Here is a 19,007-nt window from a genome sequence, read left to right as displayed (position 1 = left end):
GCCTTATCCCAACATTGATTATTTACGCCGACCTACTTACATCACCTTGGGATATAGAGAAGTTAAGAGCTTTAAGGTTAGAGCTAATTCTTAAATTTTTAAGAGGCAGACAAATCATTCTCATTATCGATGAAACAGGAGATAAGCAAAAGGGAACATCAACAGATTATGTAAAGAGGCAGTATATAGGAAATTTAGGGAAAGTTGAAAATGGAATTTTAGTAGTTACAGCGTATGGTGTATTTTGCTGGGTAGTTAATAAAAAGGTCAGGATTCAGGTTGAAGCTAGTTGATCAAGGAGACAAGAGTGGGAGAGCATCACTATTTCTTATCTCTAGCCCCTAAGCTATAACCCCTAACCTCTATTTTCAACCCCGATTTCCGCTAAAATCAAGTTCGGAGGACTGTGAATCGGGAGACTAGGGTTGCCTACACTCGGAGTTAACATTGACCATATCGCTACCATCCGGCAAGCGCGGCGGACGGTGGAACCAGACCCTGTGGCGGCAGCTGTGCTGGCAGAACTAGGGGGTGCAGATGGAATTACAGTACATTTGCGGGAAGACAGGCGGCATATCCAAGACCGAGATGTGCGTTTACTGCGGCAAACAGTGAGAACACATCTTAATTTGGAGATGGCTGCTACAGAAGAAATGCTAGCGATCGCACTTGACATTAAACCAGATTATGTCACTCTAGTGCCAGAAAAGCGCGAAGAAGTCACCACAGAAGGCGGACTCGATATCGTTGGGCAAATTGCTAGAATAGGAGAGATTGTCGATAAATTGCAGAGTGCTGGCATTCCTGTCAGTTTGTTTATCGACGCGGAACCTGCACAAATTGAAGCATCTGTCAAGGTGCAGGCAAAATTTATTGAACTGCACACTGGCCAGTATGCTGAAGCCCATGATGAAACCAGCCGACACAAAGAACTAGCGATTTTGGCTACAGGGTGCGAACAAGCAATTAAAGCCGGACTGCGGGTAAATGCTGGTCATGGACTCACGTACTGGAACGTTCATCCAGTCGCCGCCCTACCTGGAATGGAAGAACTCAACATCGGTCATACTATCATCAGTCGGGCAGCCCTAGTCGGCATAGAAAGAGCAGTCCGAGAGATGAAACAAGCAATACAAGGGAATCAGTGAACAGTTATCAGTTATCAGTTTGTTATTGATAACTGTTCACTGACAACTGATAACTGACATTAGAGGGGTTGTAACTGCGAAATCCAGAAAAAAGTATGAAGTGTGAAGTAGGAAATAAGTGTTTTCAGCCTCTTCAACCTTCAGCTTTGTTGGTTAAATTTTCAATTTAGACTTTTATGACCTCAACACAATCTCAAGACTTACCGCTTTGGGTACAGGATAGGGATAAAGTTATCGCTGCTAGCACTGATGCGGAGTGGCGTTATCAAACACCTCCTGATTATTCTCGCTCAAAAGAAAATCTTGCCAAAGAAAGTATATGTAATCATGTTGAAGGATCGTTAGAGGCGATCGTACAGAACTTGGTAAGAACCTTCGAGATGGAGGTATCATTCAAATCTAACCCACAGCAGTGGTTATCGGTTGTGAGTGACAAGTTTCGTGTGAGTACCAATGGCGGCCCTGAATATACCGCCGCAGAATTAGGCAACCAAGGTACTTACAATTTATTTATGGCTGATTCTGAACATTACAAAGCTTCCCAAGAAAGCTTTGAATCATCAGCGAAAATCTTCCACACAACATTTCCCCAAGGTTTCCCTTGGGAAGTGCTGGAAGTGTACTCAGGGCCACCAAATGTAGCATTCAAATGGCGACACTGGGGACATTTTAGAGGCGAATACAAAGGTTATGCGCCCACTGGAGAGACAGTTGAAATTGTCGGGACGAGTATAGCTCGTGTCACCAATGATTTAAAAATTATTTCCGTAGAACACTATTTTGACAACACCCTGTTTTTAGACAAACTGACAGCTGGTGGTAAACAAACAAATAGTGAAACTAAAGGAAGTGGTTGTCCCTTCAGTTCTTGGTTCCAAAGATTTCGGAAGAGTTAGTTAAATAGGGTACAGAATTAACTCTGTACCCTATTTAAACCGTTAGTAACCCAAGGATGAAAATGCAAACATATTATTACGTTTTAGCTAGTCAACGCTTTCTAGTCCAAGAAGAACCTCTAGAGGAAGTGCTGAAAGAACGCACCCGCTATTATCACGAACATGAAAAGCAAATTGATTTTTGGTTAGTACAGCAACCAGCCTTTTTAGAAGCACCAGAAATGGCCGAAGTGAAAGCTAAGTGTCCTAAACCCGCGGCGGCGATTATTTCAACAAATCCTCAATTTATCACTTGGCTGAAACTACGCTTGGAGTATGTAATTACTGGTGAGTTTTATGCACCATCGATGACAATTCCCAATCCTTTAGCCTCTCTTGCGAGTGTTTCTTAATCAACTAAAGTATGAAGTATGAAGTATGAAGTGAGAAATTAAATTACCTTGACCAAAAGAATTTGGTATGTAAATATTTTTCAGGCTTCATCCTTTAGACTTCATACTTTTTAGTGACGAACTACTAAAATATAATTTTTTCAAAAATCCAGCTTATGCGTCCCAACTTTGTGCAGAGAGTTCAGATTATATCTGGTGGATTGGTAATAGCGATCGCAGGTTTAATTAATACTACAATTTCTGTCAATGCTCAACAAAAAATTCCTGTCTGCCAACCGCCAAATCCTGGTGAGTATTTGCTATTGGTAATTACTCCCACAACAGATTATCAAAGGCAATTACGCAATGCCTTGCCCAATGAAATTTCTACCACTACCTGTCAATACCTCACCGACACCGTTACCAGGATAGGTGGCTTTAATAAAATTGAAGATGCAAATCGTTGGGCAAGATATATTAACAATATTGTTGGATTGTCTGCCATCATCACTACAAGGCCTGCCGAAGTTGCTCAACAACCAGCAACAATACCGACAGTTAGCTATAATCCCAAACCATTAGGACAAGGTTACGCCGTACTGGTAGATTACTACAACCGTCCAGAACTAGCAAACAGCGTCCAGCAAGTTGTCGGTGGTAACGTAGGTTTTGCTTCCTATGGACAACGCCCTTATTTGTTAGCAACTCATACTACCAACCAGCAACAAGCATACAATACCCTACAAAAACTCAACGAGCGTGGCTTTTTCGCCATTCTCGTCGATAGTCGTAAAGTTGTGTTACTGCGTTCAGCCGTCAAAGTACAGTAGCCAGTCCCAGAAGTCCGAAGTGTTCAAGATTCAAAGATAAAATATACTTCATACTTCACACTTCATACTTCATACTTCATACTTCATACTTCATACTTCATACTTCATACTTCATACTTCATACTTCATACTTCATACTTCATACTTCATACTTCATACTTCAATAAGCCGCCCTTGCTAACCAGTAAATAGTGATCCCCAAAGCTGACCCAGCTATGACTTGCACTGGTGTGTGTCCCAGTAATTCCTTGAGGCGGTCTTGGCTAAACTCGTGCTTTTCATCAAATAATTCTGCAATCATTTGATTGAGAATTCGCGCTTGCTTACCCGCAGCTTGACGAACTCCGGCAGCATCGTACATAACGATAATGGCAAAGACTGTTGCTAAAGCAAACTCAGGTGAGGCCCAACCCACGGTTTGCCCAATACCAGCTGCTAAGGCTGTCACGAGAGCCGAATGAGCGCTGGGCATACCGCCAGTCGTGACTAAAACACGCACATTCAGTTTTTGATTTTTGACGACCTCGATAACAAGCTTCAATGCTTGAGCAATGAAACAGGCTACCAGGGCTACCAGCAGCACCCGGTTGTTAAAAATATCGGCTATGTCCTGCATGGTGTTTTGGTTCAGTTAGTGAAAATTAGCAGTAATTTATGTTGTAAGTAAAAATTGCGACGCAACCCAAAAATCCAAATTTCAAAAGGAACTTATACCAACTTGGCACGCTAAATATTGTTTGAAGTTTTGGAGTAGCCTATTGTACCATTTTGGATTTTAGATTTGGCGAAAAGTTGAGCCAGTGCGTTGGGGAAACATTGCCGTGAGCAGGTTTCCCGACTTGAGCAAACTTTTCAAGACGGATTTTAGATTCATAATTACTTCTAAATCTAGGTGATAAAAATCCATCTGTCGCCATCATTTTTCCAATTGGTATGAGTTAAGACTATGAATCTAATTGCATAATCACCACTGAGGAGTAGCTCGTCCTCCCGTAGTACTGATTCACCACAAGACAGTGGCTCCAAAATTGAAAATCCAATTGGTATATCCTAGTTATTGCGATTTACGATAAAGTGTGCTAAAGCTTGGAGTGGTTGTGCCAGGTGTCCATAGGGTTCTAACTCGGCACAAGCTGACTCAACTAGCTGTTGAGCTTTAATGCGTGATTCTTCAATTCCCCACAGGCTAGGATATGTAACTTTCTTAGCAATGAGGTCTTTACCGGCGGTTTTACCTAATTGTTCTTGGGTCGCTGTCACATCCAAGATGTCATCAATAATTTGGAATGCCAAACCGATGTTTTGTGAGTAGCGAGTTAATCTTTGTATATCGTCTGTTGAGGCTTCTGCCAAGATGCCACCACAAACGACGCAAGCTTCCAAAAGGGCAGCAGTTTTATGATTGTGAATAAAATTTAGGGTTTCTAGCGAAATATCAGATTTACCTTCTGATTCCAAATCGACTACTTGACCACCGACTAAACCCGCTGCACCCAAGGCTCTTCCTAAGCGCGCCACTACCTGTAAAACTTTATCCCTAGGAACACTCTCAGGTGTTTTAGTAGCAACTAGTTCAAAAGCAAAGGCTAGTAAACCATCTCCAGCCAAAATCGCAATATCTTCACCATAGACTTTGTGATTGGTCAACATTCCACGACGATAATCATCATTGTCCATTGCTGGCAGATCGTCGTGAATTAATGACATTGTATGAATCATTTCTACGGCACAAGCTGTAGGCATAGCCATTTCGATAGTGCCGCCCATCATTTCACAGGTAGCAAGACAGAGAATGGGACGCACTCGCTTACCTCCAGCCAGGAGAGAGTAGCGCATCGATTCGTAAATTTTTTCTGGATAAATCACAGGCATAGATTTATCCAGAGCAGTATCACAAAGCTTTTGACGTTCTTTGAGATAAGCAGCAAGGTTAAAGGTTGCTGTTTGGGGCATCTTCTGAAGGTTATCAGCTGCTACCATTCTTATAATTCCTTCAATTTTTGGCTTTTGGCTGTTTGTCTTATACGTCACAATTTTACGGGGCTTTGGCTCCTAAAAGTTATGCCGGATGAATCTGGCGGGAAAAATTCATATCTCATAACTTTTAATTAGCTTGTCGCGCGTAAATAGCTGGTAAATGTGTTTTGCAACAATATGGCAACGGTCATAGGGCCGACACCACCAGGTACAGGGGTGAAATATTCTGCCACACCAGCAATTGATTCCAAATCGACATCGCCGACTAAGCGACCATTGCCATTGGCATCAGTGACACGATTCATCCCCACATCTACCACGATCGCACCCTGTTTTACCATGTCAGATGTAATGAGTCCTGGAAGACCAACTGCGGCGATGATAATATCGGCATTCTTGGTGATGCTAGCAAGATTTTGCGATCGCGAGTGAGCAATAGTGACGGTAGCATCTGCTTCTAGTAGCATCAAAGCCATTGGCTTTCCTACTAAAATGCTGCGTCCTATAACCACGGCATTTTTTCCCCGCAAAGGAATATTATATTCTGCCAGCAGATGCATCACTCCCGCAGGCGTACAACTGCGTAGTCCAACTTCACCCCGTACTAGTCGCCCTAAATTTACTGGGTGCAGTCCATCGGCATCTTTATCAGGATGTATTTGATGTAACAAGGAGACTGCATCTAAATGGTCAGGTAGGGGTAGCTGCACCAAAATTCCGTCTACCCGTTTGTCTTCGTTGAGTTCGGCAATGACATCCTCTAATTCTTTTTGGGTAGTTTCTTTGGGAAAATGCTTGCCAAAAGAAGCGATACCCACTTTAGCGCAGGCTTTTTCTTTATTGCGGACATAAGCGGCAGATGCTGGGTTATCGCCGACCATCAACACTGCTAAACCTGGGGGACGGCCTACTGTGGGTTGTAATTGGTGAATTTGGGTTTTTAGTTGCTGGTGAATTTTTGCTGCTAACGCTTTACCATCAAGTAGTTTGGCAGTTGTTGTTTCCATGAGAATCCTCAGAAGATTCGCCTCTAATCCAAAAGTTCAGTTGTCTGTAGCGAAGTTAACATTTTCACAAAGTCTTTGTTTGTTAGTTGCCGTTGCGTCTCTCCTGCCACAAGACCATACTTGTTTATCTTCTCAGATCCCTTGTCTAATCTTACGGATAAAACAATGAAATCTTATTGGGGGAGTAGGGAGTAGGGAATGGGGAACAGGGAAGAGGTAAAAGGCAACAGGTAATAGTAGAACAGTAGAAAAGTTTTCTATCTAAGCCCTACTCTTGATGAAAATGCCAAAGTATCCAAAATATTACCGTTTAGTATGCAATTTATTACTGGTGGCGGGACTTTCTAGTTGTGGTTCTTGGACACCTTCGGACTTAAAAGGTAGTAATTTCATCTTCGGCAGTAATGTCACTCCTATAGAAAAAATTTCAGCGAAACGAGACAAACAGGCTACTGTGTACATCCAAGGGAAAGTTGAAAAACAAGTGCCTTTGATGAAACAGTGGGCATACCAAATTAGCGATGCAACTGGCAAAATTTGGGTAATTACGAATCAAAGCAATTTGCAAAAGGGATCGCAAGTAGTATTAAGGGGTAAAGTTCGCTACAAAAGTATTCCGATCGCCGGGCAAGATTTTGGTGAAATATATATAACAGAAGAGTAATTTTTAATGATACATTTTATGACTAACCAGCCAGTAGAAGTAGCGATCGCAATTCTTTATCAAGACAACAAGTATCTTATGCAGTTGCGCGACAATATCCCCACAATTGCGGCGGCTGGTTGCTGGGGTTTATTTGGCGGACACATCGAACCTGGTGAAACGCCGAAGATAGCCGTTAAACGCGAAGTTCAGGAAGAAATTGGTTATGATTTACCAGAATTTACAGAATTTGGCTATTATCCCGACCAAAAAGTTATCCGCCATGTTTTTCAGGCTCCCTTATTAGTAGATTTAAATCAACTGGTACTAAACGAAGGCTGGGATATGGGACTTTTAACAGCAGAAGATATTCGCAGTGGTGGCTGTTACTCAGCCATAGCTGGCGAAGTTCGACCTTTAGGGCCAATGCATCAAACAATTATGCTGGATTTTATCAATAAGCGGGAGTGGGGAATGGGGAGTGGGAATTAGGAAAAATCCTCTTTCTGCTGACACCCTACACCCCTAAACCCTTACACCCCTAATTTTTTCTCATGCAATCAGCAAACAAACTACCACGATGGTTAAGTTATGGCTTGGCGTTTCCGCTAGTCATTCTCAACGGTTGGTTATTAATTCAAGTTGTCAAGTATTTTCAGCCGTTGGTGAGTGTAGTTGCGATCGCTATCCTACTAGCTTTTGTCTTAAACTACCCCATCCAGTTTTTTCAAAAACGTGGTGTACCTCGTAACTTAGCCATTATTGGAGTTTTATTGTTAGCTGTGGTGATTGTAGCGGGTGTGGGTGTTACCTTAGTGCCAGTTATCTTGCAACAGTTAAACGAATTAGCTAATATTCTGCCCTCTTGGATAGATTCTGGTGTACAACAATTAGATGCTTTTCAAACTTGGGCAGCTACACAACAAATTCCTTTCAATTTAAGAGGGTTAGCCCTGCAACTTTTAGATAGATTATCTAATCAATTTCAATCTTTCACAGGTAGAATCCTGGGTTTTGCTTTTGATACTATCGGTGTTGTAGTTAATATCTTAATCGCCGTCGTTTTAACTATCTACTTAATCTTAAATGGCGAAAAACTATGGGATGGCATTTATGGATGGTTTCCCTCTCATATCGGCAGCAAAGTCAGACAATTACTGCGAGAAGATTTTCAAAATTATTTTATTGGGCAAGCAACATTAGGCGCGATATTAGCTGTCTTAGTGACATTAGCTTTTGTTTCTCTACGAGTTCCATTAGCTTTACTTTTTGGAATTGCTATTGGCTTTTTCTCGCTGTTTCCCTTCGGTACAGGCATAGGAATTACTATAGTTAGTTTATTAGTTGCTTTAGAAAATTTTTGGTTAGGTGTAGAAATTTTAGGCGTAGCAATAGCCATAGACCAAATTAATTCTAATATTGTTGCACCCAGAATTTTAGGTAACTTAACTGGTTTAAATCCTGTGTGGGTTGTGATTTCTTTACTGATAGGTGCTAAATTAGGCGGCGTTTTAGGATTGTTAATTGCTATTCCTATTGCCAGTTTTATTAAAGATATTGCTGATAGTTGGCGCGCCGGAGAACTGCGTCAACAGATTATTACTGATGACGATGGTGTAAAAGTTTCGCCAATTGAAATAAATAAAGAAAATTACGTCAGTTAAATTTAAATAATAATCAATTTGATATTTTTGCTCCCCGAATTCTTAAAGAATTCGGGATCTATTTTGTTGAGCATAACTATTTCTTAACTTATAGATAACTCAATATTTACTTGCAATATTCAAAGAATATGTTAAATACGTAATTTGTAATTAAGAATGCTTTATCTGCTGAATTAAATATAGTTTTCAAGCTTTGTTGGCTATTTTTATGTGTGTTATGCACGCATGAATAGTTGATTGGAATTGAGTGTTCTATTTCTCTACAAACCTGTGTATCTATGGAATCTAATCAACCTTTAAAGGTAAATCGCCGCCAGTTTTTGCTACGTTCAGCAGTTACAGCAGGTGGAATTATTGGGACAAATATTGCCTCGAAATCAGGAGTTTTTGCTCAAGCCCCTGCTATTATTACCTCCGAAAAAATGCGTCCTGCCATACCTTATGGTGTGGCTAGTGGAGATATTAGCGAAAATAATGTGGTGATTTGGAGCCGGAGCGATCGCCCCTCTAAAATGATCGTAGAATACTCTACCCACGAATCTTTTCGCAATGTCCAACGCATTCGCGGCCCTCTGGCTTTAGAAAATAGTGACTTTACCGCTAGACTTAACCTTAGGAATTTACCCCCAAATCAACAGATATTTTATCGAGTAATTTTTCAAGATTTAGACTATCAAAATACTTACAGCGCGCCTGTCAAAGGAACTTTCCGCACACCACCTAAATATGGCAAAGATGTATGCTTTGTTTGGGGTGGCGATACAGCAGGTCAAGGATGGGGGATAAATCCTGATTTTGGCGGGATGAAAATCTATGAAACCATGCGGCAACTTCAGCCCGACTTTTTCATCCATTCTGGCGATAATATCTATGCTGATGGCCCCATTACCTCTCAAGTAACGCTTGATGATGGCACAATTTGGCGAAACATCACCACCCCAGAAAAATCTAAAGTTGCCGAAACTCTAGCTGAGTTTCGTGGTAACTATAAATACAACTTGATGGATGAAAATATCAAGCGTTTTTACGCCGAAGTGCCTCTTTTAGCTCAGTGGGATGACCACGAAGTTACAAATAACTGGTATCCTGGCGAAATTCTCCCTCAGGATGACACTCGCTACACAGTTAAGGATGTTAACTTGCTAGCAAAAAGAGGAAGGCAAGCATTCTTGGAATATATGCCCATTGAGTATAATAATGACCCAGAAAGAACTAAAATTTATCGCTCCTTTGAGTATGGGCCATTACTAGATATTTTCATGCTGGATGAGCGCACCTATCGCGGCCCAAATACCCCAAACCGTCAACCAGTACCCAGTTCAGAAACAGAATTTTTGAGTAAAAGACAAGTGCAATGGCTGAAACGACAATTACTCTCATCCAAAGCTACCTGGAAAGTGATTGCTAGTGATATGCCTTTGGGTCTGATAGTGCGAGATGGTGCGACTGACTTTGAAGCTTGGGCGAATGGAGATGGCCCAGCTTTAGGAAGAGAACTGGAACTTGCAGATTTACTACGGTTTATCAAATACAAAAATATCAAAAACGTCGTGTGGTTGACTGCTGATGTCCACTACGCCGCCGCCCACTATTACGACCCCAACAAAGCCCAATTTCAAGACTTCAAACCTTTTTGGGAATTTGTCGCCGGCCCACTTAACGCAGGTACATTTGGCCCCAACCAATTAGAAAATACCTTTGGCCCACAGTTAGTATTTCAAAGTCTTCCCCCTGGAACAAAAGCAAATCGACCGCCAAGTGAAGGTTTGCAGTTCTTTGGTGCAGTCAAAATTGATGCTTACACCAAGGTAATGACAGTATCGCTGCGTAATTTAGAGGGGAAAGTTGTTTACAGCGTAGATTTACCGCCAGAAAAATAATTGCAGTAGCTGGATAAACATTTCCTACCTTATACTGTTTCACCTTAAGTTTGAGACAAAGGTGTCGCAGAGGGCAGGGGAGAGGATTTACAGCTTTGATTACCATGTTTATGGTGCAATTTAAATGACGATTAGCTTATCCCTGACTTCTTGAAAAAGTTGGGGATATTTTTATTTACGAATGATTTAGGACTGCTATGTATCCTCACAAAATCCTCATATTCTCTGCTTATAAGTGTACGCAGACACCTGATTGAGGGGTAAGGAAATTTACTGTATTAGGTCTGACAAGAATTAAATCTCTTCACTATTCTCGCCATCTTCCCGATCGCACCGCTACACGCTCCATCTAGATAGCAGGAGAAAAAAATTTTATGTTATCAACTCAGCTAGACACCAAAGATTTAGCGTTAGAGTTAGCCAATCCGCAAATTTTACTGACAACTTTACGACAACTGCGACAAGCTGTGTATGAGGAAGGGCAAGAAATTTTTAGCAGGTGGCGATCGCATATTCAAAGACCGGCTTTTATTGATAGTAGTCTCAACTTGGCTTACTATTTAGCACTACGAAGACATGATTTACGTCATTTACAAGCTGCTTTAATGCCTTGGGGTTTGTCGTCGTTAGGACGAATTGAAGCCAGAGTTTTAGCTAATTTGGATGCTGTCATTGCAACTTTAGCCGCAGTTTGCCATGAATCGCCCAATCCGCAAATTAGTCAGCCACCTCTAGAATCATTTTTTGAAGGCGATCGCTTATTGAAAATCCACACCCAAGAGCTATTCGGCGATACCTTGCAGCAACGCCGAGTGCGGATTATGGTGACACTGCCAACAGAAGCCGCTAGTAACTACGAATTTATCAAGCAGCTAATTCAGCAAGGTACAGACTGCGTGCGGATTAACTGCGCTCATGATACCCCAAGCGAGTGGTCAGCGATGATTGCTCATGTACGTTCGGCAGAAGTAGAAGTTAAACGCTCTTGTCAGGTTTTAATAGATTTAAGTGGCCCAAAAATCCGCATTCAATCTGTTATCGTTCCTCAAGGTAAACAGCATATTGAGCAAGGGGATTGTTTGTGGCTGAAGCGGGATTTATTGAATAATGGAGATTCTCAATCTTGCCAAATTAGTTGCACCCTACCGGAAGTTGTAGATAGATTAGAAGTCGGTGCGCCTGTGTGGATTGATGACGGCCATATTGGTGCTATTGTTGAAGCGATCGCACCAGAAGGTGCATTATTAAGAATTACACACACTCGTCCTAAAGGTGAAAAGCTACGTCCTGATAAAGGTATTAACTTTCCAAATACCGATTTGCATCTTTGCCCGTTAACAGATAAAGATAGACAAGATTTAGACTTTATTGCAGCTAACGCCAAAGATGTTGATATTATTGGCTACTCTTTTGTGCAGAAACCAGAAGATATTGCCACTTTACAACAAGAATTACAAGCGAGGTTATCAAGTAATACTAAAATACCTGCGATCGTTGCCAAAATAGAAACCCCCACAGCTGTGACAAACTTACCAGAATTAATCGTCCAAGCCGCAGGTAAACAGCCATTTGGCATTATGATTGCCCGAGGAGATTTAGCTGTGGAAATTGGTTATCAACGTCTAGCCGAAATTCAAGAAGAAATTCTCTGGCTGTGTGAAGCTGCTCATGTACCCGTAATTTGGGCAACTCAAGTATTAGAAAACCTTGTGAAAAACGGTTTACCATCACGAGCAGAAATGACCGATGCGGCAATGGCAGAACGGGCAGAATGTGTGATGTTAAATAAAGGCCCTTATATTGTACAAGCAGTAGCAATTTTAGATGATGTGCTAACAAGAATGGAAGCTCATCAAACTAAAAAAACACCGCAATTACGTGCTTTACATTCTTGGTAAAGACTAGAGCTTGTTAATTACTCAATCGAGTTGCTTTCAGATATAGTAGTATTCCTACTCCCTACTCCCATCCTAGGTTACTATCTTTGACTGCAACTTGAGATTACATTTATGATGATGAAACTGAAGGCGATCGCTACATACAAGTGTTAAATAAAGACCCTAATCAAATATCATAATAGATACCAAAATATCTATTCATTTGGTGTTTCTTGATTGTCGCTAATTTTAAATAAACTTTCTAAGGCAGACCACAACAATAAATACAATATTGTTGACTGCCAACGGGCTAACTGTGGAAGTAAACGTTTGATAGCAAATGCAATAATGCTAAATGATACAAGTAATCGCAAATCAATTGTATCTTTTGTTGTTTGTTTGATTTGCTGATTGAATTGAGATACAGCCCGGGTGATTGACGCAGGTTGTAATTTTTTAGCTGGAGCGTTTAATAAATTTATACCTGAATCTTGTAATTTACTGAAAGCATCTCTTAAAGTTTCGTTACCACCAGAGTAATAAATTGTAATGCTACCTACTTGGATGTTAGTTTTGATTTCTTTAACTTGAGGAAAAAGATATTCTAAAGTGTTAGCGATTTCTGTAATATCTAGAGATTCCTGCGCTTGGCTAGCAATTTTTAATCGCAGACGACCAGGAGTATTACTAACAATTTGTAATTCTAAAGGGGATGTTTGTTTCATGAATCTGCCTGATCCCTGAAGATAAGTAGTTGATATTTTGTGTAGATTGCCATTATGCAATTTAGCTGATATCCATTCTTTTGATTGAGGAGGATATTTTATTGCTCTAACAGCCTACTCAAGTAATCAACTACTAATTTGAATAAGTCAAGTCTACTCAAGGCAGATTTATCAATATTTCTGTTTTCACTGGGGATATTCATGTGAAACAAATGGAATTTCGACAATTTCGCCGGCAACTTCTCCTAGTTGCACCTTTAACCCCACACCACCAGCTTTGGTGCGGATGTAACCTAACCCAAAGTGACCATCTAATGTTGGTGTATAACTAGTCAGTTTACCGATTTTTTCTTCTCCTAGAGCGATCGCACTGCCAACTTCCACAGGGGCATCGAGGCGGATACCCCAAAGGTGTTGTTTTACACCTTTATATGTATTTAACCGCGCAATAGTTTCTTGACCGATATAACAACCTTTATTAAACGATATCGTCTGCCATAAACCAACTTCTAAAGGATTGTAATCCTCTGTTAATTCTGCGTCTGGTTTTGGTCTACCTTGCAAAATTCGTAACGTTTCCCAACCTTGTTCGCTTAATTCAGTTACGCCTAAGTCTAAAATCTTCTGCCAAATTCGTTGCTTTTCTGTGGCTGGCATAATGAGCGTATATCCAGGTGAAGCCAAGCCACTACCAACGGCAACAGTCAGCCCCACATCAATCATTATATGGTTGCCATAAGCTTGACCAATAATTTCTCCCGCCCCCAACTTCTCGACAATAGCATCACTTCCTGGCCCAATCAGGCTGAAGATTGCAGTGTCTTTTGTCACATCGGCTATCTTTACTTTGTCAGCAAAAAATATGTAACGGTCTAGCCATTCCATCAACGTTTCTAGACGGTTGGGTGAAACCAACAGTATCACAGCATCAGGGAGAAGATAAGCGCTAACTAGGTCAATTGTGCGGGCGGTAGATGTCACTATGACAGTATCGCAACCTTGCCCTGGCTTGAGGCTTTGAAAATCGTTAGTGCTTTGGTTATGTAAAAAGCGAATCTGATCTTCATCATAAACACAGATGCGCCCCCAAAAAGAGCGATCGCACACAACAACTCCTGTTGTTGCGGCTTGGATAGCTGCTGCGTCTTTACCGTCAATTGTAGATGTTTGCATGGTAGTGAGACATTGCCCTGTTTCAAGGTGGTTGCATGGGAAATCTTAACAAATCAGGGTTTACCGCTTCAAGATTTGACTTCAGGGTGTGATGTCGTTTCCTGTTAAAGACTTATCATTAAAGCCGCAGGGGGCAGCTAATTGATTCAGATACAGAGGATAGCTTTGTCAAATAAATTCGTCAGGATTAGTCGAACAGAATGCTAGACGGCAATCATTTAAAAGTACATTAAGTTCCTGTACAACTTTCAAAGGATTTTTAAATTTGAAAATAGATGCAATCGCCGCTTCATAAGGATTTCTGCCTGTTCTTTTCACGGCAGCGATGGCATCTTGATTGGAGAATCCCCGAATACTAACCAACCATGCAGCTAGCACATGACCAGTGCGGCCAATACCACCGGAACAGTGTACCACTACTTTTTGGTTTTGTTTGTCTGCTGTTACTAAAAAAGGAAGTATTCTTTGGGTGAGCGTTTCTAAATGAGCGAATTGAAAATCTGTAATCGGGGCCCAGCAAACTTGCTGCTCACCAAATTCTTGTTGATATATGGCTAAAAGATTTGAGTAACGAGCTAGTTGCTTTTGGGGGAGAAGACAGCAGACGCGTTGGATCTTTTGTTTCTTCATGAACTCAATCCAATCAGATACCTGTTGATTGGAGTAACCAGGTCTGGACGCACCAAATACAATCGGTTCATCTTCCCCAGCAGCAGCAAACTTGTACGTATTTCTAGCCATATTTTCTGATGCCTGTGGGTTGTGTTGATCCCACTTCTATCTTTGTTTTATATCAACATATGTGGAACTTCACATTAAATTGGTATGACACCCAAATTACCTAACAGAAAAGGCTTCACTAAAACGACGCGTCACAGGTTCTATAATAAACGTCAAAATTGACTTCTTGCGAGTGACGATTTCGCCTGTAGCAGACATCCCTGGTGTAAATATAACTTGTTGACCGCGCACATTTAATGAGTGTTTAGTTAACTGAATTCTGGTGGGAAACACTAAGCCTAATTCTTTATCAACTACGGCATTAGGACTGACTTGCACAACTTGACCATCGATAGTGCCAAATTCTTGAAATGGAAAAGTTGCCATTTTCACTTTTGCTTTCATTCCTGGACGAACAAAGCCGATATCGCGGTTGAGAACTTTCACCTCTAACTGCAATTCTTCGCCATCAGGGAGAATCGAAAGTAGTTCTTCGCCTGCTTGTACTGGGCCTTTAGTGGCTTTAATACGGTAAATTGTGCCTGCAACTGGGGCTTTAACAGTTTCTCCGGCTTGCTGCATTTTCGCTTGTTCTAATTGACCTGCGACATTGGTTAATTCTTCCTTGCGTTTATTCATCTGGGTTAAAATTTCGCTTTGCCGTTCCGAAGTTAAGCGTTGTGCTTGAGAGCGTGCTGCTTGAAAAGCTTCTTCGGCTTGACGAACTTCTTGCGCTTGGGCTGCAATATCTTTTTCCAAGGAGACAACACGGTCTTGGGCTTCAGTAACTTTATTAGTGGCATTAGTTACTTCATCTTCGGCTCTAGAAATATTTGTATTGGCAGTATTTAATCTTTCTTGGGCTTCTAGGTAGTCAACTCGGGGAACAGCCCCAGGCGTAATTAAGGTACGGAGTTTTTCTTCTCTATCTTGAGCGATCGCTTGAGCTTTTTTAACGCCTTCTCGGATACTTTGAGCATTAACTAAGTTAGTTTTAGCATTAATTAAAGAACTTTTGGCGCTGGCAAAATTTTCACGCAATCGCACCAAGCGGACTTTTGCTTGGTCAAGTAAGGCGCGTTGACGATTTGCTTCGGCTTCAGCTGCGCTTTGACGGGCTTGATAGTCTCGCAAACGTGCTGTTAACAGTTCATCTTGGAGTTCTTCGCCAGTGCTTTTACCACCAATACGTTCTACATCTAAACGTTGGATATCTTCTTTGATTAACTTGGCGGATTGATCTAAGCGATTCACATCGGTTTTTTGCAGGTTGGGGTCACGTTGAATTAATACTTGGTCTTTGGTGACGCGATCGCCTTCTTTCACTTTCACCGCTACAATTAACCCGTTACCCAAAGATGTGACAGGACGCACTTGGGTAGAAGCAATTAATTCCCCTTGAGCAATCGCCACTTCATCAATTTCTGAGAAATGCGCCCAAGCGATCGTCCCAAAGACAACTAAGCTGATTGTACCTGCTAACAATCTGGTGTAAAGTGGTGGCAATTCCTGGACAGCCTTACCCAGTTCATAAGAGAGTTGATCTTCTGGTTTAGCGAATCGCTGTTTTGTCTGACGCGCTTGGGTGGGATTTGCAACTAAGGGAGATTTCATAAAATTTTGAATTTCATTGTCCTTTGTTAATTGTCCTTTGTCATTAGTCATAGTCCGGATGCAAAAGACTGATGACAAATGACAAAGACATAATGACTGACCACAGATTGCAGGTGAATGAATATCAACAGACTGGCAATTCTGTTTCCTGTTATATCTCTACTTCAAACTGCTAGATAACGTCGCAAAAAACTTTCTAAGGTTTCTAACTGAAAATTAAAAGTTTTCTCTAGGTTGGCTATTTCCTCTTTTGTACAGAAAAATTCATTGGCTAGTAATGTGCGATAAGTGCCTAACGCTTGTTGAGTTTGGGGATTGAATAAACCGATAGCCGTTCTCAAACCATCAATTAACAAAATCGGCGGGTTGATGACTATTGGTTCTTTGTTAAAAATTCGCCCAAAAATGTGGGGAATATCTTCCCGTTGCAGAATTTCTGGCCCGCCAACGGAAAATATTTGATTGCGAGCGCCTGTAAGTGTCACCGCATCCACCACAATTTTTGCTAAATCGTCTGTACTCACTATCGAGCTACGGTTTTTGGAGTCGCCGACTAATAAATATAAACCTGTTTCCCGAAACTGTTCTGCCAGGGGTAGCAAGTTTGATGCTAATCCAGCAGGACGTAAAATAGTGTAATTTAAACCACTATTGATTAAATATTTTTCTACTGCTCGTTTGGCTTGAAAAACAGCTGCATCTTCGTAGCCGCGATCCGCTCCTAGTACAGAAATAAAGACAAAATGTTGCGCTCCCTTAGCTTTTGCTTGGTCAATGAGTTCGATATTGGCGCGGTAGTCGAGAGATAAGACATCGCTCCCAGAACCGTGGGCGCTAATAATATACTCGACACCTTGAGTCGCTTTGTCTATATCTTTTTCTCGCAGCAAATCACCAATGAAGATATCTGCACCGCGATGTTCTAATTCACTGTAACGCGAAGTCAGTCGGACAAATGCCCGTACTGATTTTCCCTGTTGGCGCAGAAGTCTCACGACTCGACGACCGATTCCTCCTGTTGCTCCAGTTACTAAAAACATAGTAATTAAAGTGTGAAGTGTGAAGTATGAAGTATGAAGTGTGTAGACACCCTTTGGGTGGCTTCCCGCAGGGTAGTATGAAGTGTGTAGTGTGGTGACACCCTTGGGGTGGCTTGCCGCAGCTTAGTATGAATTATGAAATTTCATCTTTTAACCTACCTGATACTTTTGTCTCATATAGTTAATTTGTACTACTATTTCAGCTTTCATACTTCACACTTCATACTTCATACTTCATACTTTTATCTCATCTATAATTCCAAAATCACTGGCGTATGGTCACTTGGTTGGGTGAGTTTTCTTGGCTCGACATCAATTATGCAGCTTTTGGCGCGATCGTATAGTTCTGGTGTGAGATAGTGATGATCAATCCGCCAGCCCATGTTACGCCGAAAGGCGGCGGCGCGATAATCCCACCAACTATAATGTCCTGCTTCCGAATTAAACTTACGAAAAGCATCAGCAAAGCCTAATTCTAAAACATCTCTCAGGGCTTGGCGTTCTGCTGGAGTTGCCATCACATGATTTTCACCATTCACTTTGTCGTGAATATCTATAGATTCCAACGCAATATTAAAGTCGCCACAAATACAAATGGCAGATTGTGATTGCAGCAACAATTGTAAATACTTTCTCAGGACAGTTAACCAACGTAACTTATACTCATATTTCTCACTACCAATAGCTGAACCATTGGGAACATACAAGTTGACAATCCGAATTCCCTCAATTACACCTGTAATAACCCGCTTTTGCTCATCCCATACTGGTTCAATTTCCGGCAAGATTGTTGTGAATCCTGCACTAACATCTGTTAGTGGTTGACGAGAAATCAGCGCAACACCGTTATAAGCTTTTTGTCCCCAGATATAGAGGTGATAGCCTAATTCTACAAAGGGCGATCGCGGAAAATCACTATCTACTACTTTCGTCTCTTGCAAACACAGTACATCTACAGGATTTTCACTTAACCAATTAATTACGTGTGCTAAACGAGTGCGAATCGAATTAACATTCCAAGTAACAATTTTCATTTAGTTATTAATCAAACTAACGTGGGATTTTTTCAGTTAACAAAATTTTAGTATTATTTAATCTTTATTCTATAGATTCTCTCAATTGCCTAATTTTCCTTAGATTTAGGTTGCGAGAAAATTGATCCCATCCCGGATTTTTAGTATTTGCGGCTACAAAACTTGGATTTTTGTAAGTTCTGCTACAAAATATATTAGTGGTTTATGATCCTCAAGATAGATGAAAATCAACGAAGGTAAGTTATATTTTAAAAGTGTAGGCACTAACGTGACTAAACAAGTTTTCTAGGTTTAAATTTAGTGGCAGGCTTTGACTTTAATGTTAACAAGTGTTAACTAATGTTGCACTTTTCAGAGTCAGTTAAGTTAATTAAAATCTTAAAAGAGTAAGTAAGAATGCTTTGCCCT

Annotated in this window: 18 protein-coding genes and 1 pseudogene; 10 read left to right on the top strand and 9 right to left on the bottom strand. The window is 41.1% G+C overall.

The features are described 5' to 3' along the window. Window positions 1–47: 47 nt before the first annotated feature. The 5 genes and pseudogenes from H6G69_RS20190 to H6G69_RS20170 all read left to right on the top strand — a co-directional run. Window positions 48–248, top strand: a pseudogene (locus tag H6G69_RS20190) (transposase); the annotation flags it as partial. Between the two features lie 177 nt (window positions 249–425). After that, on the top strand, window positions 426–1,148 hold the full coding sequence (locus H6G69_RS20185; protein WP_190690908.1) for a pyridoxine 5'-phosphate synthase: 723 nt from the start codon (window positions 426–428) through the stop codon (window positions 1,146–1,148). A gap of 176 nt (window positions 1,149–1,324) precedes the next feature. Further along, window positions 1,325–2,044 (top strand): ester cyclase, encoded by a 720-nt coding sequence (locus tag H6G69_RS20180; protein ID WP_190690907.1) that lies wholly within the window; start codon window positions 1,325–1,327, stop codon window positions 2,042–2,044. A gap of 62 nt (window positions 2,045–2,106) precedes the next feature. After that, window positions 2,107–2,436: an MgPME-cyclase complex family protein gene (locus tag H6G69_RS20175; RefSeq protein WP_190690906.1), complete on the top strand. Its 330-nt coding sequence runs from the start codon at window positions 2,107–2,109 to the stop codon at window positions 2,434–2,436. Between the two features lie 155 nt (window positions 2,437–2,591). Continuing rightward, a complete protein-coding gene (locus H6G69_RS20170; RefSeq protein ID WP_190690905.1) occupies window positions 2,592–3,245 on the top strand; it encodes a hypothetical protein in 654 nt (217 codons plus the stop codon). Window positions 3,246–3,405: 160 nt separating this feature from the next. On the opposite strand, the gene H6G69_RS20165 is transcribed toward H6G69_RS20170, so the two are convergent. The 3 genes from H6G69_RS20165 to folD all read right to left on the bottom strand — a co-directional run bounded on the left by H6G69_RS20165 (window position 3,406) and on the right by folD (window position 6,229). Then, entirely contained in the window at window positions 3,406–3,861 is a 456-nt protein-coding gene (locus H6G69_RS20165) for a divergent PAP2 family protein (protein WP_190690904.1), read from the bottom strand. Between the two features lie 434 nt (window positions 3,862–4,295). Further along, window positions 4,296–5,225, bottom strand: coding sequence for a geranylgeranyl diphosphate synthase CrtE (crtE, locus tag H6G69_RS20160; RefSeq protein WP_190690903.1), 930 nt, complete (start codon window positions 5,223–5,225; stop codon window positions 4,296–4,298). A gap of 128 nt (window positions 5,226–5,353) precedes the next feature. After that, a complete protein-coding gene (gene folD / locus H6G69_RS20155; protein WP_190690902.1) occupies window positions 5,354–6,229 on the bottom strand; it encodes a bifunctional methylenetetrahydrofolate dehydrogenase/methenyltetrahydrofolate cyclohydrolase FolD in 876 nt (291 codons plus the stop codon). A gap of 283 nt (window positions 6,230–6,512) precedes the next feature. Here folD and H6G69_RS20150 point away from each other — a divergent pair, with 283 nt between their 5' ends. From H6G69_RS20150 to H6G69_RS20130, 5 genes are all read left to right on the top strand, one after another. Further along, a complete protein-coding gene (locus tag H6G69_RS20150) occupies window positions 6,513–6,893 on the top strand; it encodes a hypothetical protein (protein WP_190690901.1) in 381 nt (126 codons plus the stop codon). 18 nt (window positions 6,894–6,911) lie between these two features. Beyond that, window positions 6,912–7,364, top strand: a complete 453-nt coding sequence (locus H6G69_RS20145) for an NUDIX hydrolase (protein WP_190690900.1) — start codon at window positions 6,912–6,914, stop codon at window positions 7,362–7,364. A gap of 62 nt (window positions 7,365–7,426) precedes the next feature. Next, on the top strand, window positions 7,427–8,536 hold the full coding sequence (locus H6G69_RS20140; protein ID WP_190690899.1) for an AI-2E family transporter: 1,110 nt from the start codon (window positions 7,427–7,429) through the stop codon (window positions 8,534–8,536). Between the two features lie 278 nt (window positions 8,537–8,814). Further along, the gene (locus H6G69_RS20135) at window positions 8,815–10,416 is read left to right on the top strand and encodes an alkaline phosphatase (RefSeq protein WP_190690898.1); all 1,602 of its coding nucleotides are present in this window, start codon (window positions 8,815–8,817) and stop codon (window positions 10,414–10,416) included. A gap of 374 nt (window positions 10,417–10,790) precedes the next feature. Next, entirely contained in the window at window positions 10,791–12,314 is a 1,524-nt protein-coding gene (locus H6G69_RS20130) for a pyruvate kinase (protein WP_190690897.1), read from the top strand. Window positions 12,315–12,508: 194 nt separating this feature from the next. Here the strand turns inward: H6G69_RS20130 and H6G69_RS20125 are convergent, their stop codons facing one another. From H6G69_RS20125 to xth, 6 genes are all read right to left on the bottom strand, one after another. Continuing rightward, entirely contained in the window at window positions 12,509–13,018 is a 510-nt protein-coding gene (locus H6G69_RS20125; RefSeq protein WP_190690896.1) for an HMA2 domain-containing protein, read from the bottom strand. A gap of 186 nt (window positions 13,019–13,204) precedes the next feature. Continuing rightward, a complete protein-coding gene (locus H6G69_RS20120; RefSeq protein ID WP_190690895.1) occupies window positions 13,205–14,191 on the bottom strand; it encodes a folate-binding protein YgfZ in 987 nt (328 codons plus the stop codon). A 168-nt stretch (window positions 14,192–14,359) separates the two neighbouring features. Further along, window positions 14,360–14,932: a dual specificity protein phosphatase family protein gene (locus H6G69_RS20115; protein ID WP_190690894.1), complete on the bottom strand. Its 573-nt coding sequence runs from the start codon at window positions 14,930–14,932 to the stop codon at window positions 14,360–14,362. A gap of 96 nt (window positions 14,933–15,028) precedes the next feature. Beyond that, window positions 15,029–16,525, bottom strand: a complete 1,497-nt coding sequence (locus H6G69_RS20110; RefSeq protein ID WP_190690932.1) for an HlyD family efflux transporter periplasmic adaptor subunit — start codon at window positions 16,523–16,525, stop codon at window positions 15,029–15,031. A gap of 164 nt (window positions 16,526–16,689) precedes the next feature. Further along, window positions 16,690–17,565 carry an SDR family oxidoreductase gene (locus H6G69_RS20105; protein WP_190690893.1) on the bottom strand — a complete coding sequence of 292 codons (876 nt, stop codon included), beginning with the start codon at window positions 17,563–17,565 and terminating at the stop codon, window positions 16,690–16,692. Between the two features lie 251 nt (window positions 17,566–17,816). After that, window positions 17,817–18,599, bottom strand: a complete 783-nt coding sequence (xth, locus tag H6G69_RS20100; RefSeq protein ID WP_190690892.1) for an exodeoxyribonuclease III — start codon at window positions 18,597–18,599, stop codon at window positions 17,817–17,819. Window positions 18,600–19,007: the final 408 nt, after the last annotated feature.

Origin of the sequence: Nostoc sp. FACHB-110, assembly GCF_014697425.1 — a bacterium.
Lineage (GTDB): Bacteria > Cyanobacteriota > Cyanobacteriia > Cyanobacteriales > Nostocaceae > Nostoc_B.
The sequence above is the reverse complement of the archived record's forward strand: the minus strand, read 5'-3'. Positions and strand labels throughout refer to the sequence as shown.